This window comes from Mesorhizobium sp. M0058, from assembly GCF_040323095.1.
In the GTDB taxonomy this organism is placed as follows: domain Bacteria; phylum Pseudomonadota; class Alphaproteobacteria; order Rhizobiales; family Rhizobiaceae; genus Mesorhizobium.
This window is the reverse complement of the sequence record NZ_JAMYUQ010000001.1, coordinates 389,549-407,620: the sequence shown is the minus strand read 5'-3', so window position 1 is coordinate 407,620 and position 18,072 is coordinate 389,549. Positions and strand designations below refer to the sequence as shown.

Annotated in this window: 22 protein-coding genes; 16 read left to right on the top strand and 6 right to left on the bottom strand. The window is 63.7% G+C overall.

Annotation, left to right across the window (positions count from 1 at the left end; translation table 11 throughout):
• The first annotated feature begins 268 nt into the window (after positions 1–268).
• Positions 269–979 (top strand): helix-turn-helix transcriptional regulator, encoded by a 711-nt coding sequence (locus NKJ75_RS02075; RefSeq protein ID WP_023683473.1) that lies wholly within the window; start codon positions 269–271, stop codon positions 977–979.
• Positions 976–1,746, top strand: a complete 771-nt coding sequence (locus tag NKJ75_RS02070) for a helix-turn-helix transcriptional regulator (protein WP_023683474.1) — start codon at positions 976–978, stop codon at positions 1,744–1,746. The genes NKJ75_RS02075 and NKJ75_RS02070 overlap by 4 nt, the downstream gene beginning before the upstream one ends.
• Before the next feature lie 31 nt (positions 1,747–1,777).
• Here NKJ75_RS02070 and NKJ75_RS02065 read toward each other — a convergent pair whose 3' ends face one another.
• The 6 genes from NKJ75_RS02065 to motA are packed head-to-tail and all read right to left on the bottom strand — an operon-like array spanning position 1,778 to position 6,629.
• Positions 1,778–2,215 (bottom strand): BspJ family T4SS effector nucleomodulin, encoded by a 438-nt coding sequence (locus tag NKJ75_RS02065; protein ID WP_023671756.1) that lies wholly within the window; start codon positions 2,213–2,215, stop codon positions 1,778–1,780.
• A complete protein-coding gene (gene flhB, locus NKJ75_RS02060; RefSeq protein WP_023683475.1) occupies positions 2,212–3,294 on the bottom strand; it encodes a flagellar biosynthesis protein FlhB in 1,083 nt (360 codons plus the stop codon). Before flhB ends, NKJ75_RS02065 begins: the two co-directional genes overlap by 4 nt.
• A gap of 13 nt (positions 3,295–3,307) precedes the next feature.
• Complete coding sequence (locus NKJ75_RS02055; protein ID WP_023683476.1) at positions 3,308–4,324, bottom strand: flagellar motor switch protein FliG; 1,017 nt, start codon at positions 4,322–4,324, stop codon at positions 3,308–3,310.
• 38 nt (positions 4,325–4,362) lie between these two features.
• The gene (fliN, locus tag NKJ75_RS02050) at positions 4,363–4,752 is read right to left on the bottom strand and encodes a flagellar motor switch protein FliN (protein WP_023683477.1); all 390 of its coding nucleotides are present in this window, start codon (positions 4,750–4,752) and stop codon (positions 4,363–4,365) included.
• Positions 4,753–4,785: 33 nt separating this feature from the next.
• Positions 4,786–5,718 (bottom strand): FliM/FliN family flagellar motor switch protein, encoded by a 933-nt coding sequence (locus NKJ75_RS02045; RefSeq protein WP_023683478.1) that lies wholly within the window; start codon positions 5,716–5,718, stop codon positions 4,786–4,788.
• 35 nt (positions 5,719–5,753) lie between these two features.
• Complete coding sequence (motA, locus tag NKJ75_RS02040; RefSeq protein WP_023671751.1) at positions 5,754–6,629, bottom strand: flagellar motor stator protein MotA; 876 nt, start codon at positions 6,627–6,629, stop codon at positions 5,754–5,756.
• Positions 6,630–6,773: 144 nt separating this feature from the next.
• Between motA and NKJ75_RS02035 the strand changes: the two genes are divergently transcribed.
• The 14 genes from NKJ75_RS02035 (at position 6,774) to fliP (ending at position 17,921) form a co-directional block, all read left to right on the top strand.
• A complete protein-coding gene (locus NKJ75_RS02035) occupies positions 6,774–8,585 on the top strand; it encodes a DUF1217 domain-containing protein (RefSeq protein WP_023686338.1) in 1,812 nt (603 codons plus the stop codon).
• 7 nt (positions 8,586–8,592) lie between these two features.
• A complete protein-coding gene (flgF, locus tag NKJ75_RS02030) occupies positions 8,593–9,318 on the top strand; it encodes a flagellar basal-body rod protein FlgF (RefSeq protein WP_023671749.1) in 726 nt (241 codons plus the stop codon).
• A 4-nt stretch (positions 9,319–9,322) separates the two neighbouring features.
• Positions 9,323–10,744, top strand: a complete 1,422-nt coding sequence (gene fliI, locus NKJ75_RS02025) for a flagellar protein export ATPase FliI (RefSeq protein ID WP_023751306.1) — start codon at positions 9,323–9,325, stop codon at positions 10,742–10,744.
• Positions 10,731–11,597 carry a hypothetical protein gene (locus tag NKJ75_RS02020; RefSeq protein ID WP_352499087.1) on the top strand — a complete coding sequence of 289 codons (867 nt, stop codon included), beginning with the start codon at positions 10,731–10,733 and terminating at the stop codon, positions 11,595–11,597. The genes fliI and NKJ75_RS02020 overlap by 14 nt, the downstream gene beginning before the upstream one ends.
• An 84-nt stretch (positions 11,598–11,681) precedes the next feature.
• Positions 11,682–12,062, top strand: a complete 381-nt coding sequence (gene flgB, locus NKJ75_RS02015; RefSeq protein ID WP_023691724.1) for a flagellar basal body rod protein FlgB — start codon at positions 11,682–11,684, stop codon at positions 12,060–12,062.
• 2 nt (positions 12,063–12,064) lie between these two features.
• Positions 12,065–12,481 (top strand): flagellar basal body rod protein FlgC, encoded by a 417-nt coding sequence (flgC, locus tag NKJ75_RS02010; RefSeq protein WP_023686341.1) that lies wholly within the window; start codon positions 12,065–12,067, stop codon positions 12,479–12,481.
• On the top strand, positions 12,481–12,816 hold the full coding sequence (gene fliE, locus NKJ75_RS02005) for a flagellar hook-basal body complex protein FliE (RefSeq protein WP_023737680.1): 336 nt from the start codon (positions 12,481–12,483) through the stop codon (positions 12,814–12,816). Before flgC ends, fliE begins: the two co-directional genes overlap by 1 nt.
• Before the next feature lie 12 nt (positions 12,817–12,828).
• Positions 12,829–13,617: a flagellar basal-body rod protein FlgG gene (flgG, locus tag NKJ75_RS02000; protein WP_023673650.1), complete on the top strand. Its 789-nt coding sequence runs from the start codon at positions 12,829–12,831 to the stop codon at positions 13,615–13,617.
• Between the two features lie 6 nt (positions 13,618–13,623).
• Complete coding sequence (flgA, locus tag NKJ75_RS01995; RefSeq protein WP_023825408.1) at positions 13,624–14,151, top strand: flagellar basal body P-ring formation chaperone FlgA; 528 nt, start codon at positions 13,624–13,626, stop codon at positions 14,149–14,151.
• Positions 14,148–15,389 (top strand): flagellar basal body P-ring protein FlgI, encoded by a 1,242-nt coding sequence (locus NKJ75_RS01990; protein WP_352499086.1) that lies wholly within the window; start codon positions 14,148–14,150, stop codon positions 15,387–15,389. The genes flgA and NKJ75_RS01990 overlap by 4 nt, the downstream gene beginning before the upstream one ends.
• Positions 15,390–15,392: 3 nt before the next feature.
• A complete protein-coding gene (locus NKJ75_RS01985) occupies positions 15,393–15,974 on the top strand; it encodes a MotE family protein (protein WP_027049841.1) in 582 nt (193 codons plus the stop codon).
• On the top strand, positions 15,971–16,675 hold the full coding sequence (gene flgH / locus NKJ75_RS01980; protein WP_023673654.1) for a flagellar basal body L-ring protein FlgH: 705 nt from the start codon (positions 15,971–15,973) through the stop codon (positions 16,673–16,675). The genes NKJ75_RS01985 and flgH overlap by 4 nt, the downstream gene beginning before the upstream one ends.
• Positions 16,676–16,692: 17 nt before the next feature.
• Positions 16,693–17,193, top strand: a complete 501-nt coding sequence (locus NKJ75_RS01975; RefSeq protein WP_352499085.1) for a flagellar basal body-associated FliL family protein — start codon at positions 16,693–16,695, stop codon at positions 17,191–17,193.
• Positions 17,190–17,921, top strand: coding sequence for a flagellar type III secretion system pore protein FliP (gene fliP, locus NKJ75_RS01970; RefSeq protein ID WP_023710973.1), 732 nt, complete (start codon positions 17,190–17,192; stop codon positions 17,919–17,921). The genes NKJ75_RS01975 and fliP overlap by 4 nt, the downstream gene beginning before the upstream one ends.
• Positions 17,922–18,072 lie beyond the last annotated feature (151 nt).

Sequence of the window (18,072 nt, the reverse complement as noted above, 5' to 3'; positions counted from 1 at the left end):
TGATGTCGGATTCATCTGCGGGTAGATTAGACCCGAATCAGCCGGTCCTTGGGGGGCGCGGCGACCACCCAAAGTCTCAAGTTCCGGCCAATGACCGGCACCAGACGCGGACGGCTTCGCGTTCCCTGAATGGATTCGGCGATCAGCGCGACCGCCGCGCCGTGTGAGTGCTTCGTAAACGTGATGCGTCTTCAAGTTCGGCCGCTGCTAACCCCAGCGTCCGGGCTCAAGAAAAGACTCCGGCCATGACATACAACCAAAGCATCCAATGAGCAGTTCCGCCGCGCTTCTCCAATCCGATACGTTAGGCTCGCGCCTCGAATCGCGCGGCGATCTCACCTCCTTTTTCATGCAGCTTGCCGCCGAGATCGGCGCCGACAGCTACATGCTCGTCGCCATCGTCCACGACCAGGACCGCAACGACGCCCGCATCGTCTCATCCAACTGGATCTTCGACGCCATTGAACTGATCGGCAAGCGGCTGATCGCCGGCCTTGCCCAGGGACCGCTGACCGTTGCACCTGGCATCCGCCCGAGGCCCCTGGTCGCCGCCGCGGCACCCGACGCCGGCGGACTGCTCACAGGCGAAGAGGCGCGCCTGCTCGACGTGCTTGGACATGCCGAAGTCTATTCACTGCGGCTCAATGTCGGCCGCCAGCGGCTGTTTGCGCTTTTCTCGGCGGCCGAGGCCGGCAGTATCGACCAGCCGGCGCTGATGAAGGCTCAGTTGAAGTGCTGTTACGCGCTGTCCGCCATCCCGCAATTGATCGCCGCCGTCGCCATGCAGGACCCGCTGTCCGACCGCGAGCGCGAATGCCTGTTCTGGGTGTCTGAAGGCAAAACCACCGATGAGGTCGCAGTGATCCTCGGGGTCTCGTCCAACACCGTCAACAGCTACATCACCCACGCCATCCAGAAATTCGCGGCGTCGAACCGCGCGATGGCCATCGCCACGGCGATCAGGAGCGGCATCATTTGAAACATGCTGACATCAAGGCGGCGGCCGAAGCCCTTTTCAACGAGCAGCGCAATCCGTTCGGCGCCTTCTCCATCGGTTCCGAGACGCACCATGCCGTTACCATCCCGGACGCGGTGCGCCGCTGCCGCTGGATCGCCGTCGACATCAACGCGTCGGCGTTTGGCCTCTACTTCGTCAGCCCCTCGCCGGAACGGGCGCGCCTGGTGCCGAGCTTCGATTCCGACTATCCCGCCACCGCGGTGACAACCAAATTCATTGCCGGCGCCAACGGTGAGGAGATGGTTCGCCACAGCGGCGCCTCGACAGCGCCGCGCTGGTGGGCCGATGACGGCATCGCCGGCTCGGACGCCGTCTTCAAGAACCTCGCCTGGGCGGAGCGGACGGAGCCGCTGGCGCCGGGCACCAACGGCATTGGCTTTCCCGTCCATGCCGATCGCGGCCATTGCGGGCTGGTGGTGTTCCTCGGCTCGACGATCGCTTTGCCGGAGGACACGCTCTACGAAATCCACGCCCGCTGTTTTTCGCTGTTCGCCGCCGTCGCCCGCATTCGTCCGAACGATGCCGGCCGGATGCGGTCGATCTCCAAGCGTGAACTGGAGTGCCTGAAGCTGACCGCCAACGGCAACACCAGCGAAGAGATCGCCAGGCTGTTGAAGCTGTCGGTCCACACCGCCAACCAGTATCTCACCCAGTCGACGCAGAAGCTCAACGCGGTCAACCGCAACCAGGCGGTGGCCAAGGCGCTGCGGCTGGGGCTGATCGAGTGATCGCGTCTGGCAGTTGGAGTAAGACAAAAGATCAGCGATAGGCGAGCGGCTCGGTCCTGCGGATTCGCGCCTCTTCGATCACCGTCTCCAGCAAAGCGGTGTTGTGCTCGGGGTCTTCCCCGGGCTTTTCGAACGACACATAGTTGACCGCGACCGAAGACCTCTCCTCGCTCAGCGTCAGCTGGAAATAGACGGTGACGCCCGGCGGCCGAAGCTCGAGATCGAGCACGATGCGCGGGCTGCCGCTCCAGTCGACATGTGCCTCTCCGCCATGGCCGAGCCTGAGCGTGCCTGGGAGGAAAAAAAGCTCCACAGCCGAATCCACCAGATCCGACAGGCAAGCGAAATGCTCGAGCCGGATGAAGGCGATGTAGTCGGCGACGTCGATCAGCCGCAACTCGTCGACCACCTGCTCGATGGCCTTGGCGACGATGAGTTCGCGGGATTTTGCGTGCGGTTGGCGGTTCATGAAATTTGTCTCCGCTCAGCCTTTTTGGAGTAGACGATCCGCACCAGTTCGGCGACGGCCTGGTAGAATTGCGACGGGATCACGCTATCAACCGAAACTTGCTTGTACATGGAGCGGGCGAGCGCCACGTCCTCGAAGATCGGGATGTTGTGCTCCTTGGCAATCTCGCGAATCTTGAGCGCCACAAGGTCCTGGCCCTTGGCCAGCACCATGGGTGCTGAATCCTCGTCGCGGACATATCTGAGCGCGATGGAAAAGTGCGTCGGATTGGCGATGATCAGCGTCGCGCGCGGCACCGCCGTCATCATCCGCTTGCGCGCCCGGTCGCGCGCCAGCGAGCGCAGCCGCGACTTGATGATCGGGTCGCCCTCGGACTGCTTGAACTCGTCCTTGACCTCCTGCTTGGTCATCCGCAGATCCTGCTTCCAGTGGAAGCGCGACCAGACGACGTCGACCGCCGCGATCAGCCCCATGACGAAGACGATCGCCACCAATATGTCGACGGTGATGCTTTTGATGACGAGGCCGAAAGCGACGGGGTTGGTGATCATGCCGGCCAGGAGCTGGCGGTAGTCCTGCGATAGCGTGAAGTAGAGCACGATGCTGGCGAAGCCGAGCTTGCCCAGCGATTTCAGGAACTCGACCCAGCCCTGAATGCCGAACATCCTGGTCCAGCCTTTGGCTATCGAGATGCGCGACAGTTGCGGCCGGATCCGCTCGCCGACGACTTGCGGCATGTTCTGCAGCACCGAGGCGCCGATGCCGGCCACCACCAGCAGCACCAGCAGGCTGACGACGGCGTTGCCTATTTCCATCATCACGGTCTTGTAGAGCGCGATGACGTCGGTCTCGGTGTCCATCGGCCACGCCTCGGGCTTTTCCAGGAACATCGACAGGAACATGCCGAGATCAACGACCGCGTCCTTGGCGTAGAAGACGGTGAACACCAGTATGGCGATGAAGGACGCCAGAAGTGCGGCCTCTCGCGAATGGGGCAGCTTGCCCTGTTCGACGGTGTCGCGGATCTTCTTTTCGGTCGCGTCTTCGGTTTTGGAGTCTTTGTCCGCCGCTTCAGCCATTCAGCGCTCGGCGTTAAGCCGCTTCGCTCTGCTGCGATGAGGGCAGTTCGAAAGCCCCCTCGCGCGAAAGCCGGATTGTCGCCACCGCGATGTTCTTGCGCGCCGTCATGATGTCGGCAAGCTGAATGCCTTCCGAGCCCTGGCCGAGCTCGGACTCGATCATGCGCCGCGACCGTGCGCCGATCGCCGACAGCACCGATTCCGTCAATGCGGGCGCCGCACCGCGCAGCGCCAGCGTGATCAGTTCGGTCGACAGCCCGTCGAAAAGGAGTACCCTCGCCTTCTGCGTCAAAAGCGGCAGATCGTCGAAGGCAAACAACCTGGAGCGAACACCGCCGAGGTCCGGCGTGCCGGCCTCTTCCAGATCCTGCATGACCTCTTCCAACTGAGGCTTGTCCATCTCGTTGAGCATACTGGCGACGCGCGCCTGTCCCGCCGAGATATCCTTGGTCGCGGTCTGCGCCAGCACGCTGGCGCGCAGCTGGTTCTCGATGATCCTGGTGGCCGCGTCCGGAATGGTCGCCATCGTCACCATGCGCTTGATGATCTCGCTGCGCATCGGCTTTTCCATGGTCAGCAAAATGTTGGCGGCGGCTTGCGGCGCAAGCTTCGACAGCACCATGGCCGCGGTCTGGGGATGCTCGGCGGCAAGGAATGTGCCCAGACGCGTCGGTTCGAGCTTTTCCAGCTCCGGCCAGATCGGCGGTGGCCCTTCCGGCGCAACCTCGAAGCGCTTGTCGCCCATGATGGCGCTCATCTCTTCGGGCGACAGCGATTCATTGAGGATCGTGTCCATCCGGTCGGCGGAATCGAGCAGGCCCGCACCTTCGGTGAACTCGGCCTCGAATTCGGCAACGATGCGTTCGAGGTCGCTTTGCGGAATGGTGCGCAGCAGCCGCGCCCCTTCGATCAGTGCCTTCAGTTCTTCTTGCTTGAAGAATTTCAGCAGCCGGCTGGCCGAAGGTTTGCCCATCGCCACCAGGATGGCGGCGGCCTTTTGCGGGCGCGTGAGCGTCACCGGCGTCGTCATGGCATCCGCTCCTGCTGAGACCGCATGTCATTCATTGCTCAAGCGCCCTTGGTCGCCGCGATAATTTCGGTCAGCCTGATGCCAAAGCGCGACGGATCGCTTTCCAGCACGGTGATCTCGCCGCGCGCGATCTTGCGGCCGTTGACCACGACATCGACCGGTTCGCCGATGCGCCGGTTGAGCGCCACCGTCGAGCCCTTCTGCAGCGCCATCAGGTCCGACACCGGCATTTCCGTACTGCCGAGGATGATCTGCACATCGACCGGGATGCTCATGATGATGTTGGAATTGGCGCCGGACGTGGCAGCCCGCAAGGCGGCGTCGGGGCGCTTTTCCTCCTCCTGGAGGACGCCGCGCAATTCCTCGATGGCGCGGTCGAGCTGTTCGTCCGGCTGGTCGATATTGGCTTCCACCTTGGTCTTGGCCATCAGTCGTCTCCAAATGCTTGGGCTTGCCCGGCGTCAGCCCGGCATGAGCCCATCGATAAAATCCTGACCGGCATCGTAAGGATGCCTGATCCGGACGGTGTAGTTCTGCCCGAGTTTACCGAACTCGCAGACAAACAGCGTCTTGTCGCGCGCGCTCAGCTTGGCCTGCGACTGCGCGGTTTCCTCGAACTCGATGACCTGGCCTGGCTCGAAACCGGCGAGATCGCCGAGCGTCAGGCGGGCCAGCGGCATGGTCGCTTCGAGCGTCACCGTCGAGCGCATCACTTCTTCGGAAAAACGTGCCCGCCAGTCGGAGGTCGTGCCTTCGCTGTCGTGGACATCGGCGATACCGCGTGTGGCAAGCAGAATGCGCTGCGGGATCATCACCGTGACCGTTCCGCTGTCGGTCGGCGTCGAGATGCCGAAGACGATGCGCACCGCCGCGCCATCGCGCAGCACGCGACGCTTGGCTTCGCTGCCCGAAAGCGCCCGCGGCACCGGCAGCCGCAGCTCGAGCGAGCGCCGGCCCGATCCGTTCAACGCCTGCGCAACTTCCTGGAAGACCGTGGTCGCGACATCGGTCTCGATCTGCGACAGAGCGCGCTCGATCGGCGAAACCGGCTGATCCGGATCGCCGCCGAACAGCGCGCACACCATCACGGCGATGGCCGGCGCATCAGCCACCAGCGTCATCGCATCCGAAGACGTCGGCGATGCTATGATGGCCATGGCAAAGGCATCGCCGGCATTCGTGCGGGCATCGGGAACACGGCTGATCTCGACCGCGCGCAGGTCGACGGTGACCGGTGCGCCGAGTTCGCCGGCCAGGCTCTTCTGCAGCAGCGGCAGGGCGCGCTCGCCCATCGAGCGCCCGGTGCCGATGACATGAGCGGCCTCACCGCTGTCACCGACCAGACGCTCAATGATCAGCGAGCGGGCTTGCGAGGGGCTGCCAGGACTTGTCATGACGGCGTGCGGTCCTGTCTGTCGTCATGCATGGCTCAAGCCGCTTTCTTCTCGGCGGAAGCTGTGTTCATCGTGCTTTGCTCGACGGCATCGATCGTCGGCCGCTCATAGGACGAGATGGTCTTGCGACCGAACTCGATCGCCACCTGCGGCAGGGCGCCGTTCATGTAGGCAAGCAGCGTCTGCTTGACGATGATATAGAGGCGGTTCTTCTTCTCGCGCACCGTCTTGATCTTGGTGGCGACCGGCCCGACCACCGCATAGGACAGGAAGATGCCGAGGAAGGTTCCGACAAGGGCAGCGCCGATCAGGCCGCCGAGGATTTCGGGCGACTGGTCGAGCGCGCCCATCGCCTTGACCACGCCGAGCACGGCGGCGACGATGCCGAGCGCCGGCAGACCATCGCCCACCGCCACCAGCGCATGGTAAGCCTTCATCTTGTCGGACTTGATGGTCTGGATTTCCTCGTCCATCAGCGCCTCGATCTCATGCGAGCGGGCATTGCCGATGATGATGATGCGGCAGTAGTCGCAGATGAAATTCGTCAGGTCGTGGTTCTTGAGCACGGTCGGGAACGCCTGGAAGATTGCCGACTCCTCCGGATTGTCGATATGCGCCTCGACCTCGCTGCGCGACTTCGAGCGCAGTTCGCGCATCAGGCTGTGCAGCACGCCCAGCGTCTCCAGATAGTCGCGCTCTTTCGGCACCGCCTGCTTGAACGCTTCGAGGATACCCCTGCCGGTGTCCTTGACCGTCTTCATCGGGTTGGCGACGAGAAAGGTTCCAAGTGCGGCGCCACAGATGACCACCGCTTCCCAAGGCTGCATCAGCACATGCAGATGGCCGCCCATCGCCATGAAGCCGCCGAGAACACAGCCGAGCGTCACCACAAGTCCGATCAGAATGCCCACGCCAGATCCTTCCGCATCACGTCAGGCCTAACCGATAGCCCCCGTGCCTTGTGTGAGGCTTGAATCATGCAAGGTGAGGCGATTCAGCCTCGCGCAAGCAAGTCCGCATAGTCTTGCTTTTGAAGCTGCGACCGGAGGCATGTCGTGTTGAGCACTTTTACCAGCTACCAGCTCATCGCCAGGGACATCCCCAAGGCGATCGACCGCATCGAGGCGGAGCCGATCACCAAGCGCGACACCGACTACTATCTCGCGAACATCGGCAGCGTGAAATCGATCGACGATTTCGTCAAGAACGACCGGCTGTTCAAATATGCCATGAAAGCCTTCGGTCTCGGCGACATGGCTTACGCCAAGGCCTTCATGGTCAAAGCCCTGAAGGAAGGGGTGTCGGATTCCGACAGCTTCGCCAACAAACTGAGCGACAAGCGTTATGCCGAGTTCGTGTCGGCCTTCAATTTCGCCGCACTTGGCGCTAATGCCACGAGCTACAATTCGGCACAGCAGGGCGTGACCAACAATTATGGTCTCCAGGTCTCGGTCGGCCCTTCGCAGAACGGCTTCACCTACTACAAGGGCGAAACCTCGTACTACCTGAGCAACATTTCCAACGTAAAATCGATCGACGACCTGATGGGCAACGATCGCCTGCTCACCTATGCGATGGCCGCGTTCGGCCTGGACGCCGACGCCGAGCCGGCTGCGACCGTGCGGGCCATGCTGGAAGGCGGCGTCACCGACCCGAACAGCCCCGCAAACACGTCGACAAACAAGGGCTATGCGGCTTTCGTCGCGGCTTTCGACTTTGCCCAATATGGCGACCAGGCTACGGCGCGCGACGCCGTCCAGCAGGCGGTGCCGAAGGCTGTGATCGGCGGAACCGGACTGTTGCTCGTCAAGCCGACCGCGCAATACATCAAGGGCGAGGCCGACTACTACGCAGCCAACATCTCCAAGGTGAAGTCCATCGAAGACCTGCTGAAGGACAAGCGCCTGCTGACCTTCGCCATGGCTGCCTATGGGCTTGATGCATCGACCCAGACGACGAAGCAGATCCGCACCATGGTCAATGGCGGCGTCACCGATCCGTTGAGTCCCGCCAACCTGTTGACCGACAAGAGCTACGCCAACTTCGTCAGCGCCTTTGATTTTGCCCAGTATGGCGATCAGACGATCACGCGCGACGCGGTGCTGAAGACCACGCCGAAGCTCTACACGACCGAGTCCAGTCTTGGCCTCATCAAGCCGAATGCGGACGCCGTCCAGGCCGAGACCAGCTACTACCTCGCCAACATCACCAAGGTGAAATCGGTCGACGACCTGATGGCCGACAGCCGCCTTTATAACTATGCTCTGTCCGCAAGCGGGCTCGATCCGGCGACCACCAACAAGGATCTCGTCCGTGATGTCCTTGAGGGCGGTGTCCGCGATCCCGCCAGTGTCGCCAACAAGCTCTCCAACAAGGCCTATGCCAGGCTCGCCACCTCGTTGAATTTCGAGGCCTACGGCGAAGCGGCAACGACCCGCAGCCCGTCGCAGCAGCCGGTGGTCGACAAATACATGCGCCAGACCCTGGAAGAAGACGCCGGCAAGACCAATGAGGGCGTGCGGTTGGCGCTCTATTTCGAGCGCAAGGCCTCGACCATCACCAACTGGTACGACGTGCTGGCCGACACGGCCCTGGCCAGCGTGGTACGCACCGCCATCGGCCTGCCCGATTCCTTCGCTGCCGCAGATATCGACAAGCAGGCGCAGGCCTTCGACGCAAAGCTCGACCTCACCGATTTCACCGACCCGGCCAAGCTCGAGAAATTCCTCACCCGCTTCACCAGCCTTTGGGAAATCAATCATCCGACCTCGACCGCCCAGACATCGATCGGTGTGCTGTTTGCGCAGCCGACCACCGTCGGCATCTCGACCGATCTGATGATGGCCATGCAGAAACTGAGATTCTGAGAACACCATGCAGGACAGCCTTTACGTCGCCCTTTCCTCGCAGATCGCGCTTGAGCGCCGTCTCGACACCATCGCCGATAATGTCGCCAACGCCTCGACCATCGGCTTTCGCGCCACCGGCGTGAAGTTCGAGGATGTCGTCTCCGGCAGCGGCCCCAAATCGGTGTCCTTCGCCTCCTCCGGCAAGACCTATTTGTCCGGCGCGCATGGCGCGATGACGCAGACCGGCAACCCGTTCGACTTCGCCGTCCAGGGCGATGCCTGGTTCGGCATCGACACCCCGGCCGGCACCGTGATGACGCGCGACGGACGTTTTTCGATGAACGAGAACGGCGAGTTGATGTCGCTCGAAGGCCATCCGGTGCTCGACGCCGGCGGTGCGCCGATCCAGCTCGACCCGCGCGACGGCCCACCCAAGGCGGGCGCCGACGGCTCGCTGCGCCAGGGCGACAAGCTCGTCGGCGCCATCGGCCTGTTCAATTTCGATCCCGGCCCGAATTTCGTCCGCTACGGCAATTCTGGCATCGTGCCCGCGCGTGCGCCGGAGCCGGTCACCGACCGTTCCGATCTCGGCGTCGCGCAGGGCTATGTCGAGGAATCCAACGTCAATCCGGTGCTGGAGATGACGCGCCTGATCATGGTCCAGCGCGCCTTCGAGAACACGGCGGCGCTGATGCGCCAGACAGATGCCTCGACCGACGACGCCATCAAGACGCTCGGCTCCAAGTCGTAGCAGCATGTCGAGCAGCAAATCATCGATACGCGCGCTTGAACGGCAACCGGAGACAGCACCGGAAAACCGGCTGGCTGCGCTGGAGCGGATCTGGCGCCGCTTCGATGACACCGAGACGTTGCTGCGGCGCGGCGGCCGTGTTTCGGAGGTTTCGCCAACGCATTACAAGGTGCGCGGCCTGTCTGAAGTCGCCAGGCTTGGCGACCTCGTCGAACAGCGCGGCAATGCCGGCACGCGCCGCGGCGAGATCGTCAGGATCGGCCGCGACGAAGTCGTCATCGCCCCCTTCGAACGCAGCGCCGACGCCGGCATCGGCGACGCCGTGTTTCGCCGCGGCCCGCTGACGGTAACGCCGCTTGCCTCGTGGCGCGGGCGCGCCATCGACGCGCTGACCCGCGTCATCGATGGCGGCCCGCCGCTGATCAGGATCGGCGAGGCTGCGAGCGGCGACGGCACCACGCCCGGCGCCATGGCGCGGCAGCGCGTCGGCACCGCCTTCACGACCGGGGTCAAGGTCATCGACATCTTCACGCCGCTCTGCCTCGGCCAGCGCCTCGGCATTTTTGCCGGTTCCGGCGTCGGCAAGTCGACGCTGCTCGCCATGCTGGCCGGCGCCGACGCCTTCGACACCGTGGTCGTGGCGCTGATCGGCGAGCGCGGCCGCGAGGTACGCGAATTCCTCGAAGACACGATCGGCGCAGAGAGCATGGCCAAGACGGTCGCCGTCGTCGCCACCAGCGACGAGAGCGCCATGATGCGCCGGCGCGCGCCGGATACCGCCATGCGCGTTGCCGAACATTTTCGCGACCAGGGCCATCGCGTGCTGCTGGTGCTGGATTCGATTACCCGCTTTGCCCATGCGCTGCGCGAGGTGGCGACCGGCACCGGCGAGCCGCCGGTCGCCCGGGGCTATCCCGCTTCGGTTTTCACCGACCTGCCGAAGCTGCTCGAACGCGCCGGACCTGGCGCTGAAGGCCCCGGTATCAAAGGACAGGGATCGATCACTGCCATCATCTCGGTGCTGGTCGACGGCGATGACCACAACGACCCGGTCGCCGATTCGGTACGCGGCATCCTCGACGGCCATGTCGTGCTCGACCGCGCCATTGCCGAACAGGGCCGCTACCCCCCGGTCAATCCGCTGTCGTCGATCTCGCGCCTCGCCGACAAGGCATGGAGCCCCGAGCAACGCATGCTGGTGACCAGGCTGAAATCGATGATCTCGCGCTTCGAGGACACGCGCGACATCCGCCTGCTCGGCGCCTATCAGGGCGGCGCCGATGCCGAGCTCGATATTGCCGTGCGCCAGGTGCCGCTGATCTACGAGGCGCTGACGCAGTCGCCCAGGGATCGCGCCTCGAGCGACGCATTCTCCGACCTCGCCCGTCATCTGAAAGGCAAGCAAAGTGTCGATGCAGGAGACTGAGCTTCAGTACACCGAGCGGCTTTTGCGCGAGATGATCGCAGAGGCCAGTGCCGCCGAGGAAGCCCGGGCCAACGAAGCGAGAGCTGTCAGGGCAAAGGCCGATCTCGACAAGGCCGCCAAGGCTGAGGCCATTCTGGCCAGGGCCGCCAGGCCATTCTTGCCCAGGGTAGCCAGCGTAGTCGAGTCCACTGTGCCTCGCTTGGCCGAGCCTGCCTTGCCCAGCGTCGTCAAGCCTGAATTGCCAAGGACCCCTCGCGCCGGCCCCAAAGAAGCTATCGAGACCAGTCGCGACTCGCTTCTCGACGGGCTGTTCCCGGTCACCGAATGGCCGCAGCCGCCAAGGCCGCAATATCCCAGGCTCGACAAGAAATCCGACCGCCGCAGCGATATCGTCTTTGCCGCGCTCGGCATCACGCTCGGCCTGATCTGCGCGCTGTTTCCCTGGTATATCTTCTTCAATCAGGACCAGTTCGGCGTGCAGGCGATCAAGTTCGGCGGCAGCGGCACCAATGCAGGGCGGGTCAGCGGCGGTTCGCAGATGGAAAACAGCGGTCAGCCGCTGACGGCAAACGATGTTCCCGATGTCGACCTGTTCGCCACCGGCACGCTGCAGGACCCCGAGGACAAGACCCAGCCTCCCGGCGTCGACGAGCAGCCCTTCCCGGCGGATCCCAAATTTCGCATGGTTCATGTCGCCAATGGCCGCGCCATGATCGAGGACGATGCCGGCCTGTGGATTGTCCAGCGCGGCTCGAAGCTGCCCGATACCAGCGTCGTCTCGTCGATCGAGCAACGCGGCGGCAAGTGGGTCATGGTCACCAGCACCGACCAGGTGATCGAACTCTCCAAATAGCGGCACACCGGCTTACGCCTGGCCCGCGCAAGGTCCGCGCAAGACTGGCAGCCTAGTCTTGTACGTACCAGCCTGGAGATCCCCATGGAGCCCATCAACCTTTTCGACCTCGCCGCCAAGCAGTCGCAATGGCTGTCGGTGCGCCAGTCCGCAATTGCCGGCAACATCGCCAACGTCAACACGCCCGGCTACACCGCCGGCGATGTCGAGCCGTTCGAGAAGGTGCTCGACCGCACGGCAGTGTCGCTGACCGCCACCCAGGCAGGCCACCTCGGCACTGCCGCCACTAATGCCGGCTTCACGGTCAAGCCAGAAGAGACGACCGGCGCCATCATGCCCTCGAAGAACACGGTGGTGGTCGAGAACGAACTGATGAAGGCCGGCGAGGTCCGCCGCTCCTTCGAGCTCAACACCGCGATCGTCAAGGCCTTCCATTCGATGATGATGATGGCGGTGAAGAGCTGACCATGGACGCTTTGACCTCAGCCCTCAAGATCGCCGCGTCCGGCCTCAGCGCCCAGTCTGACCGTTTGCGCGTCGTTTCGGAAAACCTTGCCAACGCGCAGTCGACCGGCAACACCCCGGGCGCTGACCCCTATCGCCGCAAGACCATCAGTTTCGTCTCGGAACTCGACCGTGCCTCGGGTGGCACGACAGTTGAGGTCAACTCCATCGACCGCGACCCCAGCGACTTTCCCGTCGAATTCCAGCCCGGCAACGAGGCCGCCGACGACAAGGGCTACGTCAAGATGCCCAATGTAAACGTGCTGGTCGAGATGGCCGACATGAGCGAGGCCAACCGCTCCTACGAAGCCAACCTTCAGGTCATCAAGCAGGCGCGTGATCTGATCTCCATGACCATCGACCTGATGAGGAACCAGTAATGATCAGCGGCATTGGCGGTATCGGATCGCTTCCCCTCAAGCCGGAGATCGGTGGCGCCGATACCACGACCGACCTGTTCCAGGGCACCAAGGCGCCGATGGCCGGCAGCGAAATCGGCACCACCTTTGCCGAGGCGCTGAGCCAGGCCGCCTCGAAGACCGTCAACACCTTGCAGAATGCCGAGCAGGTGTCGATCCAGGCACTCAGGGGCGACGCCGATACCCGTCAGGTCGTCGACGCCGTCATGAGCGCCCAGCAGGCCCTGCAGACCACGATCGCGATCCGCGACAAGGTCGTCTCCGCCTATCTCGAAATCAGCCGTATGGGCATCTGAGGAGAACTTGCCGTGAAAGCACTCGCCATCGCAGCGACCGGCATGAATGCCCAGCAGACAAATCTGGAAGTCATCGCCAACAACATCGCCAACATCAACACCACCGGCTACAAGCGCGCGCGCGCCGAATTCTCCGACCTGCTCTACCAGGTCGACCGCACGCAGGGCGTGCCCAACCGCTCCAATTCATCGCTGGTGCCGGAAGGCGTGTCGATCGGCCTCGGCGTCAAGACGACGGCGGTGCGCAACGTCCATACGCAGGGCGAACTGACCTCGACCGGCAACAGTTTCGACATGGCGCTGACGGGCCGCGGCTGGTTCCAGATCGAGGGCGGCGACGGCGGCACGCTCTACAGCCGCGCCGGCGCCTTCAATACCAACGCCACCGGCCAGCTGGTGACCGTCGACGGCGCCAATGTCATCCCGGCCATCACCGTACCGACCGATGCCATCGAAGTTGTCGTCAACAAGACCGGCCAGGTCTTTGCCCGCATCGACGGCCAGACCGACCTCCAGCTGCTGGGCCAGCTGCAGCTCGCCAACTTTGCCAATGAAGCCGGCCTGGCGCCGCTCGGCGACAATCTGTTCCAGGAGACGCCGGCCTCCGGCCCGGCCAATGTCGGCGTGCCCGGCGATCCCGGCTTCGCCTCGGTCGAGCAGGGTTATCTCGAGGCCTCCAACGTCGATCCGGTCAAGGAAATCACCGAGCTGATTTCGGCGCAGCGCGCCTATGAGATGAACTCCAAGGTCATCCAGGCCGCCGACGACATGGCCTCGGTCGTGTCCAAGAACATCAGGTAAGGTTTGATGGTCTCTCCGGCCTCCCGCTCCGCGCTTTGCCGCACCGCGCTGATGCTCGCGCTGGTAGCCGGCGGTGTGCCGGCGTTTGCCCAGGAAGCGGCAAATCAGGAGACCACCACCCAGGTCGCAAGCAGTCAGGCAACCGGCGAGATCGTGCTGATCCCCAACCGGGTCATCTATCCCGGCGAGATGATCGATACCGGCGCGCTGAAACCGGTGACGCTGCTCCCCGGAAAGCACAGGCCGGATGCGGTCGCCACGCAGGCGATGGAACTCCAGGGCAAGGTCGCCAAGCGCACGCTGCTGCCCGGCCGCTATATCCCGGTCGCCGCCATCCGCGACGCCTGGCTGGTCGAACAGGGCGCCGACGTGCAGGTCTATTTCATCGCCGGCGACCTCACCATTTCGGCCACGGCGGTGTCGCTGCAGCCGGGTGCCGCCGGCGATTTGATAAAGGTCCGCAACACCGACAGCGGCAAGATCTTTTCCGGCACGGTGATGGCTGACGGCACCATCCGGGTCAGCGCGTCATGAGACGCGGAGCTGCCCTTCTGCTCGCGGCCGTTGTCGGCCTGCAGCCGGCGCTGGCCGACGGTCTTACGCCGAAGCAAAAGCGCGATCTTGCCGGCCAGAATGGCGGCGCCTTTGTCGATCCCGAATACGATCCGGCCACCACCAGCCGCATGTTCAGGGTCTCCAACGGCCCAAGCTCTCTGCCACCCGGCCAGGTCGCATCGCGCATCAAGGACATTGCGCAACTGCAGGCTTCGCGCGACAACCAGCTCGTCGGCTACGGCCTGGTCATCGGCCTCGCCGGATCGGGCGACAGCCTGCGCAATTCGCCCTTCACCGAACAATCGATCCGCGCCATGCTCGAAAATCTTGGCATTGCCACCGAAGGCGGCAGCGCGCGTGCCAAGAACGTCGCCGCCGTCATCGTCACCGCCAACATGCCGCCTTACGTGCAGTCGGGCGCCCGCATCGACATCGACGTCTCCTCGATGGGCGACGCCACATCGCTTGCCGGTGGCACGCTGATAATGACGCCACTGAAGGCGGCCGATGGCGAGATCTATGCTGTCGGGCAAGGCTCGGTCATCGTTTCCGGCTTCACTGCCCAAGGCGATGCCGAAAAGCTGACGCAAGGCGTGCCGACGGCCGGCCGCGTGCCCAACGGCGCCATCGTCGAGCGCACCGTGCGCGCCGAATTCGAGGACCAGGCGCTGCTCACCTTGCAGTTGCGCAACCCCGATTTCTCCACTGCCGTCCGCATCGCCGACGCCATCAACGGCTACACCTCGCAACGCTTCGGCATGCGCGTGGCGGCGGAGCGCGATGCACGCACCGTGCAGATCAGGCGGCCGAAGAATGTTTCGGCGGCGCGCTTCTACGCCGAGATCGAGAATTTGGTGGTCGAGACCGACACGCCGGCACGCGTCGTCATCGACGAACGCACCGGCACCATCGTCATCGGCAACGAGGTCAAGATCTCGCGGGTGGCGATCAGCCACGGCACGCTCACCGTGCGCATCACCGAACAGCCGAAGATCGTCCAGCCGGAACCGTTCTCCAAGGGCGTGACAGCGGAGGAACCCTTCACCACCATCGATGCCACGCGGCCTGACGCCCGCGTCAATGTGCTCGACGGACCGAACCTCGAAACGCTGGTGTCGGGCCTCAACCGTCTCGGCGTCAAGCCGGACGGCATCATTGCCATTTTGCAAGGCATCAAGTCGGCCGGCGCTTTGCAGGCCGATCTGGTTCTCCAATAGGCCATGCCGATGATCGATTTCTTTTCCCAAAAGCAGCACCGCCGCAGCGCAGCCTTGGCAGCTTGCGTCATCGCCGCCACCGTCCTTGCCGGCGGCACTGTCCGCGCGGAAGAAGCGGTGCGGCAGGTTCTGCCTGGCGGGCAACAGCCGGCGGCAGTGCAGCAGCTGGTCCGCGAGAAGGTGCCCGATGAAAGCGAGATCCAGCGCTTCTGCTCCAACATCGCCGACGCCGCCCGCGACCGCCGTTACGCGCTGCAGGCCGAAGAACTGAAGCAGCTGCAGGCCGGCATCGACCTCCGCATGAAGGCGCTGGACGACAAGCGCGCCGAATACGAGCAATGGCTGAAGCGGCGTGAAGTCTTCCTGGCCCGCGCCGAGGATGGCGTCGTCAAGATCTATGCCGGCATGAAACCGGATGCCGCGGCCGAGCGCCTGGCCATGGTCAACGCCGATCTCGCCGCCGCCATCCTGATGAAACTCGATTCGCGCAAGGCCGGCGTCATTCTCAACGAAATGGACCAGAAGGCGGCAGCCACGCTCACCGGCATTATGGCCAGCGCGGCGCGAAGGGTAGACCCGTCATGAAGTCGCATATACTCGCCCTGGTCGCCACCGCTTCACTTGCCGGCTGCGCCTCCGACCCCAGGGAGATCGGCAGGGAGCCGGCGCTGTCGCCGGTTGGCACCGGCATTACCGGCAGCGTCAATGCGCCCTACTCCTATCCCGAAACGCCACCCGCGCCAGTGAAGAAATTCTCGCTGTGGGATGATCGCCAGAGCCGGTTGTTCACCGACCCACGCGCGCTGCGCGACGGCGACATCCTCACCGTCAGGATCAAGCTCAACGACAAGGCCAACTTCAAGAACCAGAACGACCGCAGCCGCACCGCCGGGCGCAAGCTCGGCTATGACGTCAACCTCGGATGGGAAGGTGCCACCACCAGCGGCAAGGGCGACGCGGGGCTGAGCTCCACCACCGAAACCAATGCGGACGGCGAAATCAAGCGCTCGGAGAACCTCGAGCTCAACGTCGCCGCCGTCGTCACCGAAGTCCTGCCCAACGGCAATCTGATGATCCGGGGCTCACAGGAGGTGCGCGTCAATTACGAGCTCAGGGTGCTGACCATCGCCGGCATGGTGCGTCCATCCGATATCGGCGCTGAAAACACCATCTCTTATGAACGCATCGCCGAGGCGCGCATCTCCTATGGCGGCCGCGGCCGCGTCAGCGAAATCCAGCAGCCCGCTTACGGTCAGCAGATCCTCGACCAAGTCCTCCCCTTTTAGGACTGGAGAACGGCGCCGTGGCAAATGTCGAACAGGTTCAGCAAAAAAAGGGCCCGTCGCTTGTCATCCAGCTTGCGATGCTGCTGGCGGTGACGGGCGCCGCGATCGGCATGGGCTGGATGTCCGGCGGCTATCTGAAGGGCGTCGGGGGACCGGTGCCTATGCCCGCCGCACCGGAGAACCAGTCCAATGCCGAGCAACCGAGCAAGGCGGCCGAACATGCTCCCGGCACGGGGCCGACGCTTGTCCAGCTGGCGCCGATCACCACCAATCTGGCTTCGCCTGCTGACACCTGGATAAGGCTGGAAGCGTCGGTGGTCTACGATGCGCCGCAGCCGCCGGAACTTACCGAAAGCATTCACCAGGACCTGCTTGCCATGGTCCGCACCCTGAAGATGCATCAGATCGAAGGCGCCAGCGGCTACCAGCATTTGAAAGCCGACCTCGAGGAGCGCGCCGCAATCCGCAGCGGTGGCCATGCCAAACAGGTTCTGATCAGGACATTGCTGCTCGAATGAGAAAACTCGTCCTCGCCGCCGCGATCGTCGTCGCCGCCACCTCTGTCGCCGCCGCCCAGCAGCTCGATCTCGGCGGCATCGGCAAGGCCGACGGCGCCACCGTCGGCTATATCATCCAGATGTTCGGTCTGCTCACCGTGCTGTCGGTGGCGCCGGGCCTGTTGATCATGGTGACGAGCTTCACCCGCTTCGTCATCGCCTTCTCGATCCTGCGCGCCGGCATCGGCCTGCAGTCGACGCCGGCCAATCTGATCCTGATCTCGCTGTCGCTGTTCATGACCTTCTACGTCATGGCGCCGACCTTCGACCAGGCCTGGAACACCGGCGTCAAGCCGCTGATGGACAACCAGATCAGCCAGACCGAGGCGTTCGAAAAGATTTCGGACCCGTTCCGCACCTTCATGCTGCACAATGTCCGCGACAAGGACTTCGACCTGTTCGCCGATCTCGCCCGCGAACGCGGCCAGGTCGTTGCCAGGGACACCGTCGACCTGCGCATCCTGGTGCCGGCCTTCATGATCTCCGAAATCCGCCGCGGCTTCGAGATCGGCTTCCTGATCGTGCTGCCGTTCCTCGTCATCGACCTGATCGTCGCCACCATCACCATGGCCATGGGCATGATGATGCTGCCGCCGACCGTCGTTTCGCTGCCCTTCAAGATCCTGTTCTTCGTCCTCATCGACGGCTGGAACCTGCTTGTCGGCAGCCTGGTGCGCTCCTTCACCTGACCGTCCGCGCGCCCTTGGCGCCTTGCTAAAATTTTATGCAATATATTTCCGGTTAACCGTCCCGTTTAGTCCTTTGGTAGGGACTTGCCCGCATATTGCTCGCAGATGGCGGGTGATCGGGTCTCACGATCATTGGCATGATGCCGCTCCG

Excerpts from the sequence above, each read along its gene's own strand:
- fliE (WP_023737680.1), top strand. The coding sequence starts at position 12,481 with ATGATCAGCGGCATTGGCGGTATCGGATCGCTTCCCCTCAAGCCGGAG.
- NKJ75_RS02045 (WP_023683478.1), bottom strand. The coding sequence starts at position 5,718 with ATGACAAGTCCTGGCAGCCCCTCGCAAGCCCGCTCGCTGATCATTGAG.
- flgB (WP_023691724.1), top strand. The coding sequence starts at position 11,682 with ATGGAGCCCATCAACCTTTTCGACCTCGCCGCCAAGCAGTCGCAATGG.
- fliN (WP_023683477.1), bottom strand. The coding sequence starts at position 4,752 with ATGGCCAAGACCAAGGTGGAAGCCAATATCGACCAGCCGGACGAACAG.
- NKJ75_RS01985 (WP_027049841.1), top strand. The coding sequence starts at position 15,393 with ATGCCGATGATCGATTTCTTTTCCCAAAAGCAGCACCGCCGCAGCGCA.
- NKJ75_RS02065 (WP_023671756.1), bottom strand. The coding sequence starts at position 2,215 with ATGAACCGCCAACCGCACGCAAAATCCCGCGAACTCATCGTCGCCAAG.
- flgC (WP_023686341.1), top strand. The coding sequence starts at position 12,065 with ATGGACGCTTTGACCTCAGCCCTCAAGATCGCCGCGTCCGGCCTCAGC.
- NKJ75_RS02075 (WP_023683473.1), top strand. The coding sequence starts at position 269 with ATGAGCAGTTCCGCCGCGCTTCTCCAATCCGATACGTTAGGCTCGCGC.
- NKJ75_RS02020 (WP_352499087.1), top strand. The coding sequence starts at position 10,731 with ATGCAGGAGACTGAGCTTCAGTACACCGAGCGGCTTTTGCGCGAGATG.
- flhB (WP_023683475.1), bottom strand. The coding sequence starts at position 3,294 with ATGGCTGAAGCGGCGGACAAAGACTCCAAAACCGAAGACGCGACCGAA.
- fliI (WP_023751306.1), top strand. The coding sequence starts at position 9,323 with ATGTCGAGCAGCAAATCATCGATACGCGCGCTTGAACGGCAACCGGAG.
- NKJ75_RS02055 (WP_023683476.1), bottom strand. The coding sequence starts at position 4,324 with ATGACGACGCCGGTGACGCTCACGCGCCCGCAAAAGGCCGCCGCCATC.
- flgF (WP_023671749.1), top strand. The coding sequence starts at position 8,593 with ATGCAGGACAGCCTTTACGTCGCCCTTTCCTCGCAGATCGCGCTTGAG.
- fliP (WP_023710973.1), top strand. The coding sequence starts at position 17,190 with ATGAGAAAACTCGTCCTCGCCGCCGCGATCGTCGTCGCCGCCACCTCT.
- NKJ75_RS01990 (WP_352499086.1), top strand. The coding sequence starts at position 14,148 with ATGAGACGCGGAGCTGCCCTTCTGCTCGCGGCCGTTGTCGGCCTGCAG.
- flgA (WP_023825408.1), top strand. The coding sequence starts at position 13,624 with ATGGTCTCTCCGGCCTCCCGCTCCGCGCTTTGCCGCACCGCGCTGATG.
- flgH (WP_023673654.1), top strand. The coding sequence starts at position 15,971 with ATGAAGTCGCATATACTCGCCCTGGTCGCCACCGCTTCACTTGCCGGC.